The following is a 21,448-nucleotide window of genomic DNA, read 5'->3' on the forward strand; positions in this document are numbered from 1 at the left end:
CGGCACGGGTCCGGGGCCGGGCGGCGCCACCGTCCGGCCCCGGTCCACGCGTGGGTCAGCGCTCCGTCACCTTGCCGTCCGCGACCTCCAGGCGCCGGGTCACCCGGACCGCGTCCAGCATCCGCCGGTCGTGGGTGACCAGCAGCAGGGTGCCCTCGTAGGCGTCGAGGGCCGACTCCAACTGCTCGATGGCGGGCAGGTCCAGGTGGTTCGTCGGCTCGTCCAGCACCAGCAGGTTGACGCCCCGGCCCTGGAGCAGGGCGAGCGCGGCACGGGTGCGTTCGCCCGGGGACAGGGTCTCGGCGGGGCGCAGCACGTGGTCGGACTTCAGGCCGAACTTGGCGAGCAGGGTGCGCACCTCCGCCGGTTCGGTGTCCGGGACGGCCGCGCGGAAGGCGTCGAGCAGGGACTCGGGGCCGTGGAACAGTTGCCGGGCCTGGTCGACCTCGCCGACCAGGACACCGGAGCCGAGGGCCGCGTGGCCGCGGTCGAGCGGGATACGGCCGAGCAGCGCGCCGAGCAGGGTGGACTTCCCGGAGCCGTTGGCACCGGTCACCGCGATCCGGTCCGCCCAGTCGACCTGGAGCGACACCGGTCCGAGGGTGAAGCCGCCGCGCCGCACTTCGGCGTCCCGCAGGGTCGCCACGACCGCGCCCGACCGCGGGGCCGAGGCGATCTCCATGCGCAGCTCCCACTCCTTGCGCGGCTCCTCCACCGTCTCCAGGCGCTCGATCAGGCGCTGGGTCTGGCGGGCCTTGGCGGCCTGCTTCTCGCTGGCCTCGCTGCGGAACTTGCGGCCGATCTTGTCGTTGTCGCTGCCCGCCTTGCGGCGGGCGTTCTTCACGCCCTTGTCCATCCAGGCCCGCTGCGTCTGGGCCCGCTCCTGGAGGGCGGTCTTCTTGTCGGCGTACTCCTCGAACTCCTCGCGGGCGTGCCGGCGGGCCACCTCCCGCTCCTCCAGATAGGCCGCGTAGCCGCCGCCGTAGACGTTGACCTGTCCCTGGGCGGCGTCGAGTTCCAGGACCCGGGTGACGGTGCGGGTGAGGAACTCGCGGTCGTGGCTGACGACGACCGTGCCCGCGCGCAGACCGGTGACGAACCGCTCCAGACGCTCCAGGCCGTCCAGGTCGAGGTCGTTGGTGGGCTCGTCCAGGAGGAAGACGTCGTAGCGGGACAGCAGCAGGGAGGCGAGGCCGGCGCGGGCCGCCTGGCCGCCGGAGAGCGCGGTCATCGGCTGGTCCAGGTCCACCGTCAGGCCGAGGGAGTCGGTGACCTCCTCCGCGCGCTCCTCCAGGTCGGCGCCGCCGAGGCCGAGCCAGCGCTCCAGGGCGGTCGCGTAGGCGTCGTCGGCACCGGGCGCGCCGTCGACCAGCGCCTGGGTGGCCTCGTCCATGGCCCGCTGCGCGGCGGCGACACCGGTGCGGCGGGCCAGGAAATCGCGGACGGTCTCGCCGGGCCGGCGCTCCGGCTCCTGCGGCAGGTGGCCGACGGTCGCGGCGGGCGGGGACAGCCGCAGCTCGCCCTCGTCGGGCGGGGTGAGTCCGGCGAGCATCCGCAGCAGGGTCGACTTTCCCGCGCCGTTGGCGCCGACCAGCCCGATCACGTCACCGGGCGCGACGACGAGGTCGAGCCCGGAGAACAGGGGGCGGTCGCCGTGCCCGGCGGCGAGGTTCTTGGCAACGAGGGTGGCAGTCATCAGAACGCCGATCCTAACGGCGGCGGGTACACGCCTCCGCCGGGTTTCCCGCCGCTCCCGGATCCGGGCGACCGCCCTGCCCCGGCCGGCCGCGTGGGGCCTATCGTCCTGGTGTGGACAGTGCGCCGAGTGATGAAGTGATCGTGGTCGGAGGCGGTGTCGCCGGGCTGACGACGGCCGTGCTGCTGGCCGAGTCCGGGCGGCGGGTGCGGGTGTGGGCCCGGGAGCCGGCCGAGGGGACGACGTCGGCGGTCGCCGGCGGCCTGTGGTGGCCGTACCGCATCGAACCCGGGCCGCTGGCCGGCGCGTGGGCGCTGGAATCCCTCGGCGTGTACGAGGAGCTGGCCGCGCGGCCCGCGGAGACAGGGGTGCGGCTGGTGGAGGGCGTTCACGACGGGGTCCGGCCGGCGGAGCTGGGCGCGTGGGCGGGCCGGGTGCCGGGGCTGCGGGCGGTGGCCGGCGGACTGGCGGCGCGGCTGCCGGTGATCGACATGCCGGTGCACCTGGCGTGGCTGCGGCGGCGGCTGGAGCGGGCCGGGGGCGCGGTGGAGGTGCGGGAGGTGACCGACCTGGCCGCCGTGCCCGCCGCGGTGGTGGTCAACTGCACGGGTCTCGGGGCCCGTTCCCTGGTGCCGGACCCGGCGGTGCGGCCCGTGCGCGGGCAGTTGGTCGTGGTGGAGAACCCGGGCGTGACGAGCTGGTTCACCTCCGTCGACCACTCCCCGGGCGCGTCCACGTACTTCATTCCGCAGCCGGGCTGGCTCCTCCTGGGCGGTACGGCCGAGGAGGACGACTGGTCCCTGGAGCCGGACCCGGCGACCGCCGCGGCGATCGTCGCCCGCTGCGCGGCCGTCCGGCCGGAGATCGCCGGGGCCCGGATCCTCGCCCACCGGGTGGGCCTGCGCCCGGCCCGCGCGGCGGTACGGCTGGAGCGCCGCCCCCTCCCCGGCGGCCGCGCCCTGATCCACAACTACGGCCACGGCGGCGGGGGCGTCACGGTCGCCTGGGGCTGCGCCCGCGAAACCCGGGACCTGGCCTTCCCTGCCCCCTGACGACTCCCCCGACACGACGGGCACACTCCACGACACGGCCCCCTCCGGGGGCCCGGCAACCGCGCGCCCGGCCCGGGGCGGCTCCGGGCCCGCCCCGGGGGCCGCGCGCCCGGCCGCTCCCCGCCAGCCGAGGCAACCAGCACGCCGCAGAGGCACGGGGACCGACGCGTCCGGCCCAGGACAACCCGAACCCGGCCACTCCCCGCACACGACGGCCCGCACCCGGCCGCTTCCGGCGCACGGCGGCACGCGCCCACCAAGGCGACCAGCACGCCCCAGAGCCGCGGGGAGCCACACGACCGGCCCAGGACAACCCGAACCCGGCCACTCCCCGCGCACGACGGCCCGCACCCGGCCGCTTCCGGAGCACAGCGGCCCGCGCCCGCGCCCGCCAAGGCGACCGACACGCCCCAGAAACGCGGGGACCGACGCGTCCGGCCCAGGACGATCCGTGCCCGGCGACTTCCGGCGTACGACGGCCCGCGGCCGGCCGCGCCGCGCGGCCGCTCCGCTTCGTCCTGTCCGTCAGTCGGTCGGGAGGTGGCGGACGAGGCCGGGTGTGCGGACGCCGTCCAGGATCGCCGGCGCCGGCGCCGTGGTGGCCGTGGTGCCCTGCGTCGCCCTGGTGAACGCCGCCGCGCCGCCCACCAGCGGCAGCTTCGCGCTCGTGCGGGACAGGTCGACCGTGAGCGTCGGCCGGGTGGACGGCGGGTCGATGAGGTCCTTGTCCGTGCCGGCGACGACCAGGGCCAGCCGGTGTCCGGCGGGCACGACGTGGTCGGTGGCGCCGAGGCGGAGCGTCATCGTGTACGGCCGGCCCGGCGTGAGCGGGACGCCCCGGGCCGCCGAGGCGTAGTGCCCGAGGTCGGCCCAGCCGCGGCTGACCACGGTGGAGCCGACGGCGGCGGTCTTGGCCCGGGTCTCCTTGTAGCAGGCGCTGTCCCCGGCGGTGCTCGCGCCCCAGCAGGTGCGGTCGGTGAGGGTGGTGATGCCCTCGGCGGCGTCGGCGTAGTCGCGGATGGTGTCGGGACCGACGTCCACCAGGACGGCGGACAGGTGGGCGGTGGCGGTGGTCGGGGTGGCGGTGACCGTCACCGCGGAGGAGCCGGCCAGCCGCAGGGGACGGGAGAGGGGCGCGGTGAGGAAGCCGGCCTTCTCGGGCGTGCCCGTGGTGATGCGCGCGGCCCAGTCGGTCTCGCTCAGCGCCGGGTCGTCCGTGAAGGTCTCGGTGCCGGCGGACCGGCGCAGGCCGAGCGTGCCGACGCCGGCCCGGTCGCCGGGGGCCGGCCGCAGCACGGTCGCGCGCGTGCCGGCCGGGGGCCAGGAGGCGCTGGTGACCCACTGGCCGGGGTGGCGTTCGACATCGGCGGCCGGCTCGCGGTCGATGCCGTTGTCGTAGCCGAGGAGTTCGTGGTCGAACCAGCGGTGCAGGGTGTCGACCCAGGCGCCGCGCCGGTAGTCGAAGGGGTCGACGTGTCCGGTCTGGGACAGCCAGATCTTGCGCCGCACACCGTGCCGGGCGAGGGCGTCCCACCAGGGGCCGAGGTGCTGGGTGCGCACGTTGAGGTCCTGCATGCCGTGCACCGCGAAGACGCTGGCCCGCACCTTGGCCGCGTCCTTGACGTAGTCCCGCTCGGTCCACAGCGGGGTCCGGTCGCCGCTGCGCGGGCTGCCCTCGACGAGGCGGCGCTGTACGGCCGCGCAGTGCGCCCGCGCGCCGTCGCTCTCGACGGCGTCGGCGAGTTCGTCGGGCCCGCCGTCGTAGAGCGGGGCGCCCTGGGCGAAGTAGTAGTCGTACCAGGAGGAGATGGCGCTGATCGGGACGATGGTCTTCAGGCCCCGGACGCCCGTCGCGGCGACGCCGTTGGCGATGGTGCCGTCCCAGCTCTTGCCGATCATGCCGGTGCGGCCGTTGGTCCAGCCGGCCCGCACCAGGGTGGCGCCGGTGCGGCTGGTGTACGCCCTGCCGCGGCCGTTCAGCCAGTCGATCACGGCCTTCGCGGACCGGATGTCGGACGGGCCGCCGATGTCGACGCAGCCGTCGGAGCGGTTGGTGCCGGCCAGGTCGACGCCGACGAAGGCGTAGCCGCGGGGCACGAAGTAGTTGTCGTAGTAGAGCGGCATCCGGACGACGTGACCGTGGGTGTCGTACGTCTTGCGCTGGCTCTCGTTGCCGCGCCCGCAGCAGGAGTAGTAGGGGCTGGCGTCCATGATGACCGGCACCTTGCGGCCCTGCCGGGCGGGTTCGGCGGGCCGGACGATGTCGGCGGCGACGCGGTCGCCCTTCCCGTCGCCGTCCCCGTCGAGACCCGTGTCCACCCACACGGACTCCCGGACGGCGCCGGCGTAGGAGTAGACGGGCCGGCTCTCCCGGGGCGCGGCGTGGACGGCCGGGGCGAGGAAGACGGCCGCCAGCGCGGCGACGGCGATGAGGACGAGCGGTCTGCGGACTCTGGAGCGCGTGCGTGTCGGCATGCGCGGACGGTACCCCCGTCAACTCGCCCGCAGAAGAGGGCACTCCGCGGACGTGACGGCCGAATGGCGATCGTGTGACAGCAGGGGCCATGGACAGGCCGGAGACCACAGGGACTGAATAGGCTTCGAACAGACTTCCTTGAACGGACGTGCAGTCCTGAAGACTTGGAGCTGACGTGCACCGCAGAATCATCGCACCGGGCGCTCTCGCGGCGTCCTCCCTCCTGCTGGCGATCCCGGCATCGGCCGCGAGTTACTCCCCCGGCGCGCCGGGCATCGGCGACCCCTACTACCCGTACTACGGCAACGGCGGCTACGACGTCTCGCACTACGACCTGAGGCTGCAGTACCAGCCGAAGACGGACGAGCTGGAGGGCACGGCGACGATCCTGGCGAAGACCACCCAGGATCTGTCCCGCTTCGACCTCGACTTCCTGCTGGACGTCGGCGAGGTGCGGGTCAACGGCGCCAAGGCGGCCTTCACGACGTCCGGCGAGCACGAACTGGTCGTCACGCCGAAGACCCCGCTGGCCAAGGGCTCGACCGTCACCATCGTGGTCCGCTACAGCGGGGTGCCGTCGACGAAGAGCGCCTACGGCTTCACCTCCTGGCACCGCACGCCCGACGGCGGCGTGGCCGCCAACGAGCCCGAGGCCGCCTGGTGGTGGTTCCCCAGCAACGACCACCCGACCGACAAGGCCACCTACGACGTGTCGGTGTCCGTCCCGGACGGCACCCAGGCCATCTCCAACGGCCTGCTCCAGTCGAGCACTTCGAAGCTGGGCTGGACCCGCTACAACTGGCGGCAGACCAAGCCGCAGGCGACCTACCTGGCCACCCTCGCGCTCGGCCGGTTCGACATCACCACCGGCACCTCCGACGGCGGTGTGCCCGTCATCAACGCCTACAGCAAGGACCTCGGCGACAACGACGGCGCCGCGCGCGCCAGCGTGGAGCGCACCGGGGAGATCGTGGACTGGCTGAGCGGCTACTTCGGGCCGTATCCGTTCACCTCGGCGGGCGGGTACGTGCCGAACACCACGACCGGGTACGCGCTGGAGACGCAGACCCGCGTCTACTACAGCCCGAAGCAGTTCGCGAACGGCTCCAACACGTCCCTGGTCGTGCACGAGCTGGCCCACCAGTGGTACGGCGACGACGTGTCGGTCAAGGGCTGGAAGGACATCTGGATCAACGAGGGCTTCGCCCGGTACGCGCAGTGGCTGTGGTCCGAGCACGAGGGCGAGGGCACCGCGCAGGAACTCGCCGACTACGTGTACGCCTCGCACCCGGCCGACGACGCGTTCTGGACGGTCGCGCCCGGTGACCCCGGTCCCGACAACCAGTTCGACGGCGCCGTCTACGACCGGGGCGCCGTCGCCATCCAGGCGCTGCGCAACGCGGTCGGCGACGAGGCGTTCTTCGCGATCCTGAAGGGCTGGCCGAAGGAGCACGCCTACGGCAACGCCTCGGTGGCCGACTTCCAGCGGTACGCGGAGCGGGTGTCCGGCAAGCCGCTGGCCGCGCTGTTCGACACCTGGCTGTTCCAGCCGACGAAGCCGGCCGCGCCGTCGGCCCGCGCCCTGGTGGGGTCGCGTACGGCGGTGGCGCAGCCGAAGTCGTGGAAGAAGATCGAGGCGACGAACGACGTGCACGGGAACGGGCACAGCGGGCGCTGATCCGGACGCCGGCCGGCGGCACCGGGACCCGGACACCCCGGTGTCCCGGTGCCGTGGCCGGCCGGCGCCGACACCGTAGGAAACGGCACGGTGGCGTCACCCGGGGCACTGTGTGCTCTCCGGTGTGACGCCACCGTGGGTGATACCGCCGGCAGGGGCCGCGGGCCGTTACTCCGGGAGCCGGGACGGGGTCCGGCCGGTGTTGTCGGACACCCGGCGGCGGACGCCGAACCAGCCGGCGACCAGCATGACGGCGACCACCGGGATCAGGAACAGGGTCTTGCGGCCGACCTCGGTGTCGTTCCACATCATGCCGAGGCAGACCAGCAGGAACACGATCGTGGCGATCTCGGCGGCCGGGCTGAACTTCAGCTGGAAGTGCGGCCGGGTGACCAGGCCCGCGCGGGCGCGGCGGACGAAGACCATGTGGCAGATCATGATGATGACCCAGGTGCTGATGATGCCGAGCGAGGCGACGTTCAGCACGATCTCGAAGGCCTGGCTGGGCACCAGGTAGTTCAGGCCGACGCCGAGCACACAGACCGCGCAGGTCAGCAGGATGCCGCCGTAGGGCACCTGGCTGCGGCTCATCACCCGGGTGAACTTCGGCGCCGAGCCGGCCACGGCCATCGAGCGCAGGATGCGGCCGGTGGAGTACAGGCCGGAGTTGAGCGAGGACATGGCCGCGGTCAGCACGACCAGGTTCATCACGTCACCGGCCGCCGGCACGCCGATCTTGGACAGCACGGTCACGAACGGGCTCTGGTCGGCGGAGTACACCGAACCGGGCAGCAGCAGGGCGAGCAGCACGACCGAGCCGACGTAGAAGAGGGCCACCCGCCACATGATCGAGTTCACCGCGCGCGGGACGACCTTCTCCGGTTCGGCGGTCTCGCCGGCGGCCACGCCGACCAGCTCCAGGGCGGCGTAGGCGAAGATCACGCCCTGCATGACCAGGACCACCGGCATCAGACCGTGCGGGAAGACGCCGCCGTGGTCGGAGATGACGCTCAGGCCCGGCTTGCTGCCGCCGACGTCGTGCTGGGTCGCCAGCAGGAAGATACCGATCAGCATGAAGCCGACCAGGGTGGCGACCTTGATGATCGCGAACCAGAACTCCATCTCGCCGAAGATCTTCACCGAGATGAGGTTCACGGTGAGGACGACCGCGAGCGCGACCAGGGCCAGCACCCACTGCGGGATGGCGGTGAACATGCTCCAGTAGTGCGTGTAGAGCGCGATCGCGGTGATGTCGGCGATGCCCGTCGTCGACCAGTTCAGGAAGTACATCCAGCCGGCGACGTAGGCGCCCTTCTCCCCGAGGAACTCGCGCGCGTACGACACGAAGGACCCGGAGGACGGGCGGTACAGGACCAGCTCGCCCAGCGCCCGCACGACGAAGAACGCGAAGACACCGCAGACCAGATAGGCCAGGGCGAGCGCGGGGCCCGCGTTGTGCAGGCGGCCGCCGGCGCCGAGGAAGAGGCCGGTGCCGATGGCTCCGCCGATGGCGATCATGTTGACGTGGCGGGCCTTGAGGTCCTTGCTGTAACCGGCGTCGCCCGCGTCCGCGGACGTCTGGGGCACCTCGGGCCGGGTGGTGGCCTGTACCGGTTCCACGGCTTCCTTGCTCACGGGTGGTTTCTCTTCCTGGGTGCGCCCGGGCCTCATGGGCCCGGGGGTCGTGCAGGTCTCGGCCCGCACCACCCTTGTGTCGGGGCACAGACCAAGGCAGCAGCTTCCCAGAGGAGGCGGCGGGTATGCGGTGGCCCACGTCACAGAGCGGTACTTCTCACACGCCCGTCACGGGCTCTCCCCGGGTTTCACACCCCGGGTGTGACAGCGATACTGCTGCGCATGACGACCGACACCGGGGAGCCGACCCTGACCATCGACGAGCTGGCCGCGCGGGCGGGCGTCACGGTCCGCACGGTCCGCTTCTACGGCACCAAGGGGCTGCTGCCGCCGCCGGTGATCGGTCCGCGCCGGGTGGGGCACTACGGCCGGGAGCACCTGGCCCGGCTGGCGCTGATCGAGGAGATGCGGCACCAGGGCATGACCCTGGCCGCGATCGAGCGGCACCTGCGGCAGCTCCCGGCCGATCTGGGCCCGCAGGGGCTCGCGATCCACCGGGCGGTGGTCGCCTCCTGGGCGCCGGACACCGTGGAGACCGTGACCCGTGCGGAGCTGGAGCGGCGGGCGGGGCGGCGGCTGGCCGGGGAGGACGTGGACCGGCTGGCCGCGATGGACGTGCTGACGCGGGACGGGGAGTCCTTCCGCGTGGACTGCGGTCTGCTGCGGCTCGCGGTGCAGCTCCTCGACGTACCGCTGGCGCAGGAGACGATCCTGGCCGCGCGGACCGCGCTGACCGGGCACGCGCGCGCGGCGGCGCACGAGCTGTCGGACCTGCTGCGCGAGGCCGTGGCCGAACGGGACACGCGGGACGTGAAGTCCCTGTCGGCCCATATGCACCCCCTGGTGGTGCAGGCGCTGCTCACCACCTTCCAGCGGTCACTGAAGGAGGAACTGCACCAGTGGCTGGACGGCACGGGCGACGCAGAGGACCCGGAGGACACGAGCCGGCACACGGACGGCGCGGACGGCTGACAGCGCTGAGGGCACTGACAACCGGCGGGCGCCGAGGGCGCTGACACGGCTGACGGGCCCGCCGGGTCTCGGCAGCGGCGGGCCGTGGCCCCGGGGCCGGGTCCCGGGGCCGTCGGCTGTATGCCGCGGGTCAGTGGGCGTCGGTGAAGACCTCGCCGCTCTCGGCCTTCGCCACCAGCAGCGCGGGCGGGGTGAACCGCTCGCCGTAGCGCTCGGCCAGCTCGCGCGCACGGGCGACGAACCCGGGCAGGCCGCCCTCGTAGCCGTTGATGTACTGGAGCACACCGCCGGTCCAGCCGGGGAAGCCGATGCCGAGGAGCGAGCCGATGTTGGCGTCGGCGACCGAGGTGAGGACGCCCTCCTCCAGCAGGCGCACGGTGTCGAGCGCCTCGGCGAAGAGCATGCGCTCCTGCATGTCCCGGAACGGGATCTCGTACCCGGGCTTGGTGAAGTGCTCGCGCAGCCCCGGCCAGAGTCCGGCCCGCCCGCCGTCCTCGGTGTAGTCGTAGAAACCGGCGCCGCCGCCGCGGCCGGTGCGGCCGAACTCGTCCACCATGCGGTCGATGACCGCCTCCGCGGGGTGCGGGGTCCAGGTGCCGCCGGCCTCCTCCACGGCCCGCCTGGTCTCGGTCCGGATCTTGCGCGGCAGCGTGAGGGTCAGCTCGTCCATCAGGGACAGCACCTTGGCCGGGTAGCCGGCCTGGGCGGCGGCCTGCTCCACGGAGGCGGGCTCGACGCCCTCGCCGACCATGGCGACGCCCTCGTTGATGAAGTGGCCGATCACCCGGGAGGTGAAGAAGCCCCGCGAGTCGTTGACGACGATCGGCGTCTTGTCGATCTGCCGGACCAGGTCGAAGGCGCGCGCGAGCGCCTCCTCGCCGGTGCGCTCGCCCTTGATGATCTCGACCAGCGGCATCTTGTCGACCGGTGAGAAGAAGTGCAGCCCGATGAAGTCGCGCTGGCGCTGCACGCCCTCGGCGAGGGTGGTGATCGGCAGCGTGGAGGTGTTGGAGCACAGCAGCGCGTCCGGGGCCACCACCGACTCGATCTCCTGGAACACCTTGTGCTTGAGGGCGGTGTCCTCGAAGACGGCCTCGATGACGGCGTCACAGCCCGCGAGGTCGGCGGCCTCGGCGGTGGGCGTGATCCGGGCGAGCAGGGCGTCGGCCTTCTCCTGGCCGACGCGGCCCTGGGCGACGGCCTTGGCGCACAGCTTCTCCGCGTAGCCCTTGCCCTTGACGGCCGCCTCCAGGGAGACGTCCTTGAGGACGACGTCGATGCCCGCGCGGGCGCATGCGTAGGCGATGCCGGCGCCCATCATGCCGGCGCCGAGGACGGCGGCCCTGCGGACCTCGCGGCGCTCGATGCCCCGCGGCCGGCTGGCTCCGGAGTTGACCGCCTGGAGGTCGAAGAAGAACGCCTGGATCATGTTCTTCGAGGTCTGCCCGGCGGCCAGTTCCACGAAGTAGCGGGCCTCGATGACCTGGGCGGTCTCGAAGTCGACCTGGGCGCCCTCGACGGCCGCGGCGAGGATGCTGCGCGGGGCCGGGTAGGGGGCGCCGCCCGTCTGCTTGCGCAGGCCGGCCGGGAAGGCGGGCAGGTTGGCGGCGAACTTCGGGTGGGCCGGGGTGCCGCCGGGGATCTTGTAGCCCGGGGTGTCCCAGGGCTGCCGGGACTCGGGGTGGGCGTCGATGAAGGCGCGGGCCTTGGCGAGGAGCTCCTGCGGGGTCGCGGCCACCTCGTGGACCAGGCCGTTGTCCCGGGCGCGGCGCGCGTTGTACCGGGTGCCCTGGAGGAGCACCTTCAGCAGGGCGTCCGCGATGCCCAGCAGCCGTACGGTGCGGACGACTCCGCCGCCGCCGGGGAGCAGGCCGAGGGTGACCTCGGGGCAGCCGATCCTGGTGCCGGGCGTGTCCAGGGCGACGCGGTGGTGGCAGGCGAGGGCCAGTTCGAAGCCGCCGCCGAGGGCCGCGCCGTTGATCGCGGCGACGACCGGCTTGCCGAGGGTCTCGATGCGGCGCAGGTTCCGCTTGATGGCGAGACCGCCCTCGAACAGCTCCCGCGCGGTGTCGGGCGTGACCCGGATGAGGTCGCGCAGGTCGCCGCCGGCGAAGAAGGTCTTCTTCGCGGAGGTGAGGATGACGCCGCGCAGGGAGTCCCGTTCGGCCTCCAGCCGGTCGGTGACGGCGGCGAGGGAGTCGCGGAACGCCTGGTTCATGGTGTTCGCGGACTGGTCCGGGTCGTCCAGGACGAGGGTGACGATCCCGGTGTCGTCCTGCTCCCAGCGGATGGTGGTGCTCTCGGTCATGGCAGTCGTCTTTCGTTGAGGTCGCTAGGTCCGCGGGGAGGTCAGATGCGCTCGACGACGGTGGCGATGCCCATGCCGCCGCCGACGCAGAGCGTGGCGAGGCCGTAGCGCTTGTCCTGGCGCTCCAGTTCGTCGACGAGGGTGCCGAGGATCATGGCGCCGGTGGCGCCGAGCGGGTGGCCGAGGGCGATGGCGCCGCCGTTGACGTTGATCTTGTCCAGGCCGAGGCCCATGTCCCGGGCGAAGCGCAGCACGACGGCGGCGAACGCCTCGTTGATCTCGACCAGGTCGATGTCGTCGATGGTGAGGCCGGCCTTGGCCAGGGCCTTGCGGCTGGCGGGGGCGGGGCCGGTGAGCATGATGGTCGGCTCGGAGCCGGAGACGGCCGCGGAGACGATCCGCGCGCGGGGCGTGAGGCCGTGGCGCTCGCCGGCCTCGCGGGAGCCGACCGCGACGAGCGCGGCGCCGTCCACGATGCCGGAGGAGTTGCCCGCGTGGTGGACGTGGTCGATCTTCTCCACCCAGTGGTACTTCTGCAGGGCGACCGCGTCGAAGCCGCCCAGGTCGCCGATGTCGGCGAACGACGGCTTCAGCTTGGCCAGGGAGTCGGCGGTGGTGCCGGGGCGCGGGTGTTCGTCGTGGTCGAGGACGACGAGGCCGTTGCGGTCGCGGACCGGGACGACCGAGCGCTCGAAGCGGCCGTCCTTCCAGGCGGCGGCGGCGCGTTCCTGGGACAGGGCCGCGTACTCGTCCACGTCCCGGCGGGAGAAGCCCTCGATGGTGGCGATGAGGTCGGCGCCGATGCCCTGGGGCACGAAGTTGACGGCGAGGTTGGTCATCGGGTCGTTGAACCAGGCACCGCCGTCCGAGGCCATCGGGACGCGGGACATGGACTCGACCCCGCCGGCGAGGACGAGGTCCTCCCAGCCGGCCCGGACCTTGGCGGCGGCGAGGTTGACGGCCTCCAGACCGGAGGCACAGAAGCGGTTCTCCTGCACGCCCGCGACCGTGTCCGGCAGCCCGGCGGCCAGGGCGGCGATCCGCGCGATGTCGGAGCCCTGGTCGCCGACGGGGCTGACGACGCCGAGCACGATGTCGTCGATGCCGGCCGGGTCCAGCCCGGGGAAGCGGTCGCGGAGCTCGTGGATGAGGCCGACGACCAGGTCGACCGGCTTGGTGCCGTGCAGGGCGCCGTTCGCCTTGCCGCGGCCGCGCGGGGTGCGGATCGCGTCGTACACGTACGCTTCGGTGCTCACTGGGGTGCCTTTCGGAGGGTGGGCCGGGCGGGGTGGGCGGGTCAGCGGCCGTCGGCGGCCGGGGCGCCGGGGCCGTCGGCCGGGCGGGCCGGTAGGCCCCAGTCCCGGGCGACCGCGGCGGCGTCCGCGCCGGGCCGGGCGGGGCCGGTGCGAACGGCAGTGGGCGTGGCGGAGAACCGGGGCGCGGGGGCGGGCTGGGTGACGCCGTCGTGCTCGGTGAAGGTGCCGCGGGCGGCGAGGTGCGGGTGGGCCGGGGCCTCGCGCAGGCCGAGCACGGGCGCCACGCAGGCGTCGGAGTCGGCGAAGACGGCGGTCCACTCGGCGCGGGTGCGGGACTTGAAGGCGGCGGCGACGCGTTCGCGCAACTCCTCCCAGCGGCTCATGTCCCGGTGGGCGGCGGCCGGTCCGGTCAGGCCGAGCAGGCGCAGGAACTCCGCGTAGAACTTCTCCTCCAGGGCGCCGACCGCCATGTACCGGCCGTCGGCGGTCTCGTAGGTGCCGTAGTAGGGGCAGCCGCCGTCCAGGAGGTTGGCGGCGCGCCGGTCCTGCCAGGCGCCGGCGGCGAGCAGGGCGTGGATCATCGTGGACAGGTGGGCGGTGCCGTCGACGATGGCCGCGTCGACCACCTGGCCGGTGCCGGTGGCGCGCGCGTGGTGCAGGGCGGCGAGGACGCCGACGACCAGGTAGAGGGAGCCGCCCGCGTAGTCCCCGAGGAGGTTGGCGGGCACGGCCGGGGGTTCGTCCGGGCGGCCGATCATGCCGAGCGCGCCGGTGAGCGCGATGTAGGCGACGTCGTGGCCGGCGCGGTGGGCGAGCGGGCCGTCCTGGCCCCAGCCGGTCATCCGGCCGTAGACCAGGCGGGGGTTGCGGGCGTGGCAGTCCCCGGGGCCGATGCCGAGCCGCTCGGCGACGCCCGGGCGGTAGCCCTCGACGAGGATGTCGGCCCGCTCGGCGAGGTCCAGGACGCGCGCGGGGCCGTCCGGTGCCTTCAGGTCGACCACGACCGAGCGCTTGTTGCGGTTGGTGAGGTCGTACGCCGGGTCGACGGCGAGGCCCGCGCCGCCCGGGCGGTCCACCCGGACCACGTCGGCGCCGAGGTCGGCCAGCAGCATGGCGGCGAACGGGCCCGGGCCGATGCCGGCCAGCTCCACCACCCGGACACCGGCGAGCGGGCCGGTGCCCGGCGCCGGCGGCGTCCCTGCCGTTGTCATGCGACCAGCCCCCAAGTGTGTGACACAACCGATGTAACACCGGTGATGCTAAGAACGTGTTCCACTGGACACAAGACCTGAACGAGCAAGCGCTTAGCCAAGTGCCCGACACGCCGGTCCTCACCCGGACGAGTGAACGGCCCGCATCCCGGACCGCGCACTCCTCACGCTAGCCTCGGCCACCGGCAGCGGCGCGGGCTGCGCGGCGGGAGCACGGCCAAGGGGTGTCCATGAGCAGGATGAGCAGAACCGACCGTCCCTACGACCTGGTGCTGTTCGGGGCCACCGGTTTCGTCGGCACGCTGACGGCCCGCTATCTCGCCGCGCACGCGCCGCGGGACCTGCGCTGGGCGGTCGCCGGCCGGGACGAACGGCGGCTGGCACGGCTGTGCGAGAGCCTGCCCGGCGGCGACGGCGTCGGAGTGCTGCGGGCCGACGTGGGCGAACCCGCCACACTGCGGGCGCTCGCCGAGCAGGCCCGCGTGGTCGCCACGACCGTGGGGCCGTACGTGCTGTACGGCGAGGCGCTCGTCGCCGCCTGCGCCGACACCGGCGCCGACTATCTGGACCTCACCGGCGAGCCGGAGTTCGTGGACCTGATGTACGTCCGGCACGACGCACGCGCGCGCGAGACCGGCGCCCGCCTGGTGCACGCCTGCGGCTTCGACTCGGTACCGCACGACCTGGGCGTGTACTTCACCGTCCGGCAGCTTCCCGAGGGCGTGCCGCTGACCGTGGACGGCTACGTCAGCGTGGACGCGGCCTTCTCCGGCGGCACCTTCGCCTCCGCGCTGAACCAGGCCGCACGCGGCCGGGGGATGCTGGCCGCCGCGCGCGACCGGGCCCGCCACGAGCCGCGGCTGCCGGGCCGCCGGGTGGCGGCGTCGGCCGGCGCGCCGCGGTTCGCCCCGGAGGCCGGCGCGTGGGCGCTGCCGCTGCCCACCCTCGACCCGCGGATCGTACGGCGGTCGGCGCGGGCGCTGGAGCGCTACGGCCCGGACTTCCGCTACCGCCACTACGCCGCCGTACGGCACCTGCCGGTCGCCCTCGGCGGGAGCGCCGCCGTGGCCGCGCTCGCGCTGGCGGCCCAGGTCCCGCCCGTCCGGCGCCGGCTGTCGGACCGGCTCAGGCCCGGCGAGGGACCGGACGCCGAGAAGCGGGCGAGGAGCTGGTTCCGGGTGCGGTTCGTCGGCGAAGGCGGCGGCCGGCGCGTGTTCACCGAGGTCGCGGGAGGCGACCCGGGGTACGACGAGACGGCGAAGATGTTCGCCGAGGCCGCCCTCTGCCTGGCCTTCGACGCCCTGCCGCCGACGGCCGGCCAGGTCACGACGGCCGAGGCGATGGGCGACGCGCTGACCGGACGGCTGCGCGCGGCCGGGATCACCTTCCGGGTGGTGGCCGCACGCTGACGGGACCGGCCGGCCCGCTCGTCCAGCCTCCCGGCACCGTGGCGGTGGGGCCTGCCGCTAGCGGCCGGTGAGGACGTCGTCCACGACGGCGGACAGGGTGCCGTTCATGGGGAGGCGGGTCATGTCACGGCGTTCGATGTAGCGGTCCACGAGCCGGGCGTAGGAGAGGGAGACGCGGGAGTAGCGGTCGTAGACGGCGGTGGGGAAGTCGCTGACGTCTTCGAAGCAGGCGGTCAGACGCAGGAACGTGCGGTGGAGTCCGGTGCGCTGCCGTACGTTGTCCTGTTCGCGGCGGTCGGCCCGGACGCCGAAGTTGGTCGGTTCCTTCACGCCGACGCCGTACTGGTCCTTGGAGATGTCCATGCCGAGGGTCTGGGCCACGCCGGCCGAGACGAAGGCCGCCCAGTCGCAGGAGTCGAAGGGGAGACGGAAGTAGTAGGCGATCAGGTGCATGACGGGCAGGGTCTCGGCCGCGTAGGTCCGCACGATGCTCGCGCGCAGCGTGTCCGGCTCACGGACGTACGCCTGGATGGCGTCGAGGTGGGCCGGCGGTGCCAGGTCCGGTCCGGCGGCGGACCACTTCTCGTGGAACTGGATCCGCGCGCTGAACAGCGTTTCCTGGTAGGCGTGGGCGAGCCACCGCGCGTCCCGGTCGCCGCCCAGGGTCTTCACCCGGTCCAGCACCTCACCCAGGCTCTCGTCCCCGATCCGGTGCACGCCGCCGGCCACGTCCTGCGGCGGGACGACGATGTCGTCCAGGACCGCCAGCAACGCCACGGCCTTGGCGAGCGCGTGCCACAGCGGGTCCCGGCGATAACCGGCCAGCCACAGGGTGAGCCACTGCACGGCGTCCCGGACGACATACCGGTGCACGTCCTCCAGTGACGTGTCGCCCTTGCGCGTGCAGATCAGCTCGGCCGGTGCGGCCCCGGCCAGCCACGCGGCGAAGGCACGCCCCCGCGCGCTGCTCCGGTAGGCCTCGTCGGTGGCGTCGAGCAGCGCGAGCCGGTCCCGGCGGCACTCGGCCTCGGTCTCCAGCAGCTCCGCCTTGTCCAGCGGCTCGGGCTCGGTCTCCGGGAGGAACCGGGTCAGCCCCCGTACCTGGGGGTCCAGCGCCCGCGCGGTGTCGAACAGGCCGATCTCGCTCAGGTGGAACTCCAGCATCGGCTCTCCTGGTCAGCCTGTGGCGCGCGGAGTGACGGACATCGGCAGGGCGTCGGGGTGGATCTGCGCGTCCGCCACCGCCCGGACCCTGTGGCCCGGCGCAGGGCGCAGATGCCAGCGCGTGGTGACGGCGGAGAGCACGGCGAGCATCTCGGCCCACGCGAAACCGTCGCCGATGCACTTCCTGTTGCCGGCGCCGAAGGGCAGGTAGGCGGCCCGGGGCAGGCTCTTCTCCGGCCTGGTGAGCCACCGGTCGGGGTCGAAGCGCAGCGGGTCCGGGAAGCAGGCGGGGTCGCGGTGCAGCGTCGCGGCGCTGTAGACCGCCTCGGCCCCGCGCGGGATCTCGTACCGCCCGACGCGCACGGTCTCCAGGGCGCGCCGCCCCATGAACCACAGGGGCTGGTACAGGCGCAGCACCTCGTGGACGAACCGGGCGGTGTACGGCAGGGCGGCGGGGGTGACCACGCCCGGCTCGGCCGCCCGTGCCTCCTCGCTGATCCGGTCGGCCATCCCCGGGTTGCGGGCGAGCACGTGCAGGGCCCACGACAGGGTGGTGGACGTGGTCTCGACACCGGCGACGAGGAAGGTGAGCATCTCGTCGCACGCCTCCTCGTCCGACATGCCGCCTTCGTGCGCGAGCAGGAGCGCGAGGACGCCGTGGCTCTCCGGACTGCTGCGGGCCTGCCGTACGGCCGACTCGGCGAGCCGGCGCAGGGCCGCCGCCGAGGCCAGGAACCTCCGCCGCCCGGGAGTCGGTACGACGGCCAGCGCCGGCGGCAGGATGGTGGCCCGGAGCACGCCGCGCACCAGAACGCCGAGGTCACGGCTGACGCGCGCCCCCAGATCCCCGATGGCCCGCCCGGTTTCCGAACCCTCGGTGAACGGGAAGAGTGCCGGCACCAGCATCGCGACGGCCAGCTCGCGCATCTCCCGCCCCATGTCCATGTCCCGCCCTGCCGGCCAGCCGCCCACCCGCGCCCCGGCGACCTGCACGAACATCTCCGAGTACCGCGCGACCCGCTCCCGGTGGAACGCCGGCTGCACAATGCGCCGCTGCCGGAGGTGGAACGGCCCGTCGGACGACGCCAGGCCGTTGCCTATGTACGGCCGGACCCGGTCGAACAGCATGCCTTTGCTGAACTTCCCGCTCTGCGTCACCAGCACGTCGTGAATGGCCTCAGGGGAATTGAGCACGTAGAACGCACGCCGCCCCAGCCGCATCTCCACCACGTCACCGCGACCGCGCAGCCCCTGCAGGTACATCGCCCGCCCCCGCGCCAGCCTGAGCGAATGTCCCACGAACGGCACTCCACCGGGCGCGAGGGGAACCCCACCCGCCGCTGTCTCGTCCAACCCGAGCCTCCCCCGCCCCCAGGAATGTCCGAACACCTTAGCGACCACAGGCCCCGGGAAACACAGGAGATTCAGCCGGTCAGCAGGGCGGATCCGTACGACCTCCGGGTGCCGTGGAACCTCCTTGGACCCCGGCGTCGGCCTGGCGTCTACGACTCTGCGTGCCGGGAGGCCGGCGACCGGCGCTTCGTCGGCTCCTCACCGCTGTCGGCCAGGTCCCGGACCGCCTCGCGCAGGGCCCGACGGCACAGCGCGTCCGCCCGGCGCGTGGTCTCCGGGAGCCGGAACCGCGGGGTCAGCGCCAGGCTGTGCGCCAGGGCGCCGGCCAGGCCGACCCGGTGGCCCACGGAGACGAAGACCGGCTTGACGCCGTCCCGGGTGCGCAGGGCGCGGCCGACCTCCTCGTCCCCGGCGAGCAGCGGGGCCGAACTGCCCCGCGCCGGGCCGGGCTCGTCGTAGCGGAAGGCGAACGGGTTCTTGGCGACGCCGATGACCGGCAGGCCGGTGAGCACGCCCAGATGGCTCGCCAGGCCGAACCGGCGCGGGTGGGCGAGGCCGTAGCCGTCGCACACGACCAGGCCGGGCGGGCCGGGCAGCCGCTCCAGGGCGGCCCGCACGGTCGGGATCTCCCGGAAGGCGAGCAGCCCGGGCACGTACGGGAAGGAGACCCGGCCGACGGCCGTCGCCTCCGCGACGACCTCCAGCGTGGCGGCGTCCAGGACGACGGCCGCCGCCGCGACCAGGTCCAGACCGTCGTCGTAGGCGACGTCGACGCCCGTGACCCGGCCCGTGCCGGGCGGCGGCCCGGGCTCGTCGAGCACCACACGGCCGCGCAGCCCGTCCTGTACGGCACGGGCCTCTTCCTTGGTCGCGGGCCAGCCCGCGGGGATGCCGACGATCGTCATGCCGGGTGACTGTACGGGTTCCCCGGACACCGTCCGCCGGGCGGGGTAGGCTCATGATCATGTTCGTTCTCGAGCTGACCTACACCGCTCCCCTGGACGCCGTGGACGCGGTGCTGCCCGACCATGTGGCCTGGCTGGAACGGCGGTACGAGGAGGGCCTGTTCCTGGCCTCCGGGCGCAAGAACCCCCGCGACGGCGGCGTGATCCTCGCCGTCGCCGAGGACCGCGCCCGGATCGAGGAGACCGTGGCGACCGACCCGTTCGTCACCGCCGGCGTGTGCTCCTACCGCGTCACCGAGTTCCTGGCCACCAAGACGGCGCCCGAACTGGCGCGGCACCGGCAGACGCTCGGCTGAGCCGCCTGCTCAGCCCTTCTTGTCGTCCAGCGCGCGCTGCAACTGCTCCTTGTTCATGTGCGAACGGCCCTCGATGCCACGCTGACGGGCCTCGTTGTACAACTGGTCGCGGGTCGGGCCGTGCGAACCGGCCCGGTTGCCCGACCGCTGACCGCCGCGCTTGGCCGACGACATGTCCTGCGTCGAGCTGCGGCTGGCGGTCTTGGACTCGCCGGAGCGGGCGCGTTCCTTGTTCACCGTCCGCGCGGCGATCTCCTCGGCGCGTCCGGTGCTCTCGCCCCGGTCCTGCGCGCTCTTCTTGATGTGCTCGTACTGCCGCTCGCGCTTGGGGCTGGAACCGGCTGGCATGATCGCTCCTTTCCTTGGCGGTAGGGAGCGGGTACCCGCCTCGCGCGGACTCACCGCACCGTTCCGGTCACCGCCGCGCCTTCCCACCGCCGGCTCACCGTTCCGGTCCCCGCCGCGGGCTCGCGGTCCCCGCCGTCGCCGTCGTCGCCGTCGTCGCCGTCGTCGCCTCAGCGTTCCAGCGATGCCGCCCGGCCCTGTTCGCCGGCCGCCCAGCAGCTCAGGTCCGGGGCGCAGGCCACGGTGTCGTAGGAGCCGGTGTCGACCGTGCGCCAGGTGCGGCCGCCGTCGGTCGTCAGGTCGGTGCCGGTCGGGCCGACGGCCAGGGCGGTGGTGCGGCTGTGCGGGAGCCAGGCGGCACCGGAGCGGTACGCGGGCGGCGGAGCGGCGGCGGGCCGCCAGGTGCGGCCGCCGTCCGCGGTGACCGCGGCGGCCTGCGGCGAGGGGCGGCCGGCGCGGTAGTCGCCGCCGACCGCGAGGCCGTGCGCGCGGTCGCGGAAGGCGAGCGCGAAGACGCCCCGCGCCGGATCGCCCGCCGGTACCGGGGTGTCGGCGGCCGTCCAGGTCAGCCCGCGGTCGGCGGAGTGCAGCACGCGCGCGCGGGCGCCGCCGCCCGTGGCCAGCCACACGTCGCGCGGGCCGGCGGTGACCAGACACCCGCCGCTCGCGGCGAAGGCGGCCTCGCCGTCCAGCGCGGGCGGCATGCCGGCGGCGGGCAGCACGCGCCAGGAGCGTCCGCCGTCGGCGGTGGACAGCAGGCGGAACCTGCCGTCCACCGGGTCGCTCACGGCGAGGCCGTGGCGGTGGTCGAAGAAGGCGAGGCAGTCGTAGAACGCCGCCGGGTCGGTGTTGCGGAAGGACTCCGTCCAGGTCGTGCCGCCGTCGTCGGTGCGGTAGACGCGGGACGCCTCGCCCTCGCCGACGGCCAGCACCACCGCGCGCCGCGCGCCGGACGCCGAGACGTCCCGGAACTCCAGACCGGCCGCGCCCGGCGGCGAGACGTTCCGCCAGCTCGCGCCGCCGTCCGTGGTGCGCAGCACCGTGCCGCCGGTGCCGGCCAGCCAGGCGGTGCGCCGGTCCACGGCGGCCAGGCCGCGGAAGCGGACCTGCGGCGCACCGGTGTCCCGCACCGCCCAGCGCGGCTCCCCGCGGCCGGGACCCGCCCGCCGGGCACCGGCCCGGCCCGGCTCCGGCTGGCTCTCGCCCGTCCGGACGGCAGCCGCGCGGTCGACGGCGTCCGCCCGGCCGGCGCCGGCCTTTCCGGCGGGCCGGGCCTCGGCCGCCGGGGCCGTGAGCACCGCCCCGCACACGACCGCCGCCGCCAGCGCCGCCGTCACCAGCCGGCCCGCCCGTCCCCCGCGTCGCGTACTCCCCGTGCGCCTCATGGCGGGCGAAGCTAGTCCAGACGCCCGGCCCCGTCCAGAGGGCCGCTCCGCGCGGAGGTCCGCGAAGGGTCGCGGATGGTCGTCGCGGGGCCGCGGATGGTCGTCGCGTGGTCGCGGATGGTCGTCGCGTGGTCGCGGGTGGCCGTGGATGGTCACAGAACCCGCACGAACGGCCCGGGGCCTGCCGCGCATGAACGCGGTGACCGAGGTCACTAGGTCGGGGTGTGCACGCATCGGCCGTTTCCTC

At 74.0% G+C, this 21,448-nt stretch carries 16 protein-coding genes; 5 read left to right on the forward strand and 11 right to left on the reverse strand.

Annotated features, from left to right (window positions below):
* Positions 1–55: 55 nt before the first annotated feature.
* On the reverse strand, positions 56–1,696 hold the full coding sequence (locus ACZ4SV_RS08070) for an ABC-F family ATP-binding cassette domain-containing protein (RefSeq protein ID WP_468002385.1): 1,641 nt from the start codon (positions 1,694–1,696) through the stop codon (positions 56–58).
* Positions 1,697–1,833: 137 nt separating this feature from the next.
* Here ACZ4SV_RS08070 and ACZ4SV_RS08075 point away from each other — a divergent pair, with 137 nt between their 5' ends.
* Positions 1,834–2,748, forward strand: a complete 915-nt coding sequence (locus tag ACZ4SV_RS08075; protein ID WP_468002511.1) for an FAD-dependent oxidoreductase — start codon at positions 1,834–1,836, stop codon at positions 2,746–2,748.
* Between the two features lie 525 nt (positions 2,749–3,273).
* Here ACZ4SV_RS08075 and ACZ4SV_RS08080 read toward each other — a convergent pair.
* Entirely contained in the window at positions 3,274–5,223 is a 1,950-nt protein-coding gene (locus ACZ4SV_RS08080; RefSeq protein ID WP_468002387.1) for a Xaa-Pro dipeptidyl-peptidase, read from the reverse strand.
* Positions 5,224–5,399: 176 nt separating this feature from the next.
* Here ACZ4SV_RS08080 and ACZ4SV_RS08085 point away from each other — a divergent pair, with 176 nt between their 5' ends.
* On the forward strand, positions 5,400–6,902 hold the full coding sequence (locus tag ACZ4SV_RS08085) for a M1 family metallopeptidase (RefSeq protein ID WP_468002389.1): 1,503 nt from the start codon (positions 5,400–5,402) through the stop codon (positions 6,900–6,902).
* Positions 6,903–7,070: 168 nt separating this feature from the next.
* Here the strand turns inward: ACZ4SV_RS08085 and ACZ4SV_RS08090 are convergent, their stop codons facing one another.
* The gene (locus ACZ4SV_RS08090; protein ID WP_468002391.1) at positions 7,071–8,537 is read right to left on the reverse strand and encodes an amino acid permease; all 1,467 of its coding nucleotides are present in this window, start codon (positions 8,535–8,537) and stop codon (positions 7,071–7,073) included.
* A gap of 222 nt (positions 8,538–8,759) precedes the next feature.
* Between ACZ4SV_RS08090 and ACZ4SV_RS08095 the strand changes: the two genes are divergently transcribed.
* Complete coding sequence (locus ACZ4SV_RS08095; protein ID WP_468002393.1) at positions 8,760–9,509, forward strand: MerR family transcriptional regulator; 750 nt, start codon at positions 8,760–8,762, stop codon at positions 9,507–9,509.
* Positions 9,510–9,639: 130 nt separating this feature from the next.
* Here the strand turns inward: ACZ4SV_RS08095 and ACZ4SV_RS08100 are convergent, their stop codons facing one another.
* The 3 genes from ACZ4SV_RS08100 to ACZ4SV_RS08110 are packed head-to-tail and all read right to left on the reverse strand — an operon-like array spanning position 9,640 to position 14,284.
* On the reverse strand, positions 9,640–11,817 hold the full coding sequence (locus ACZ4SV_RS08100) for a 3-hydroxyacyl-CoA dehydrogenase NAD-binding domain-containing protein (RefSeq protein WP_468002395.1): 2,178 nt from the start codon (positions 11,815–11,817) through the stop codon (positions 9,640–9,642).
* A 41-nt stretch (positions 11,818–11,858) separates the two neighbouring features.
* A complete protein-coding gene (locus ACZ4SV_RS08105) occupies positions 11,859–13,073 on the reverse strand; it encodes an acetyl-CoA C-acetyltransferase (RefSeq protein ID WP_468002397.1) in 1,215 nt (404 codons plus the stop codon).
* Positions 13,074–13,114: 41 nt separating this feature from the next.
* On the reverse strand, positions 13,115–14,284 hold the full coding sequence (locus ACZ4SV_RS08110; protein ID WP_468002399.1) for a CaiB/BaiF CoA transferase family protein: 1,170 nt from the start codon (positions 14,282–14,284) through the stop codon (positions 13,115–13,117).
* 230 nt (positions 14,285–14,514) lie between these two features.
* Between ACZ4SV_RS08110 and ACZ4SV_RS08115 the strand changes: the two genes are divergently transcribed.
* On the forward strand, positions 14,515–15,693 hold the full coding sequence (locus ACZ4SV_RS08115) for a saccharopine dehydrogenase family protein (RefSeq protein ID WP_468002401.1): 1,179 nt from the start codon (positions 14,515–14,517) through the stop codon (positions 15,691–15,693).
* 57 nt (positions 15,694–15,750) lie between these two features.
* Here the strand turns inward: ACZ4SV_RS08115 and ACZ4SV_RS08120 are convergent, their stop codons facing one another.
* The 3 genes from ACZ4SV_RS08120 to ACZ4SV_RS08130 form a co-directional block, all read right to left on the reverse strand.
* Positions 15,751–16,857 carry a hypothetical protein gene (locus ACZ4SV_RS08120; RefSeq protein ID WP_468002403.1) on the reverse strand — a complete coding sequence of 369 codons (1,107 nt, stop codon included), beginning with the start codon at positions 16,855–16,857 and terminating at the stop codon, positions 15,751–15,753.
* 12 nt (positions 16,858–16,869) lie between these two features.
* Positions 16,870–18,258 carry a cytochrome P450 gene (locus ACZ4SV_RS08125; protein ID WP_468002405.1) on the reverse strand — a complete coding sequence of 463 codons (1,389 nt, stop codon included), beginning with the start codon at positions 18,256–18,258 and terminating at the stop codon, positions 16,870–16,872.
* A 101-nt stretch (positions 18,259–18,359) separates the two neighbouring features.
* Positions 18,360–19,115, reverse strand: coding sequence for an endonuclease V (locus ACZ4SV_RS08130; protein WP_468002407.1), 756 nt, complete (start codon positions 19,113–19,115; stop codon positions 18,360–18,362).
* Positions 19,116–19,174: 59 nt separating this feature from the next.
* Between ACZ4SV_RS08130 and ACZ4SV_RS08135 the strand changes: the two genes are divergently transcribed.
* The gene (locus tag ACZ4SV_RS08135) at positions 19,175–19,471 is read left to right on the forward strand and encodes a YciI family protein (RefSeq protein WP_365884224.1); all 297 of its coding nucleotides are present in this window, start codon (positions 19,175–19,177) and stop codon (positions 19,469–19,471) included.
* Positions 19,472–19,480: 9 nt separating this feature from the next.
* Here ACZ4SV_RS08135 and ACZ4SV_RS08140 read toward each other — a convergent pair whose 3' ends face one another.
* Both ACZ4SV_RS08140 and ACZ4SV_RS08145 read right to left on the reverse strand, forming a co-directional pair.
* On the reverse strand, positions 19,481–19,819 hold the full coding sequence (locus tag ACZ4SV_RS08140) for a plasmid stabilization protein (protein ID WP_365884226.1): 339 nt from the start codon (positions 19,817–19,819) through the stop codon (positions 19,481–19,483).
* 167 nt (positions 19,820–19,986) lie between these two features.
* Positions 19,987–21,201 carry a WD40/YVTN/BNR-like repeat-containing protein gene (locus ACZ4SV_RS08145; protein ID WP_468002410.1) on the reverse strand — a complete coding sequence of 405 codons (1,215 nt, stop codon included), beginning with the start codon at positions 21,199–21,201 and terminating at the stop codon, positions 19,987–19,989.
* Between the last annotated feature and the right edge of the window lie 247 nt (positions 21,202–21,448).

Source organism: Streptomyces sp. NPDC027672, from assembly GCF_055566335.1.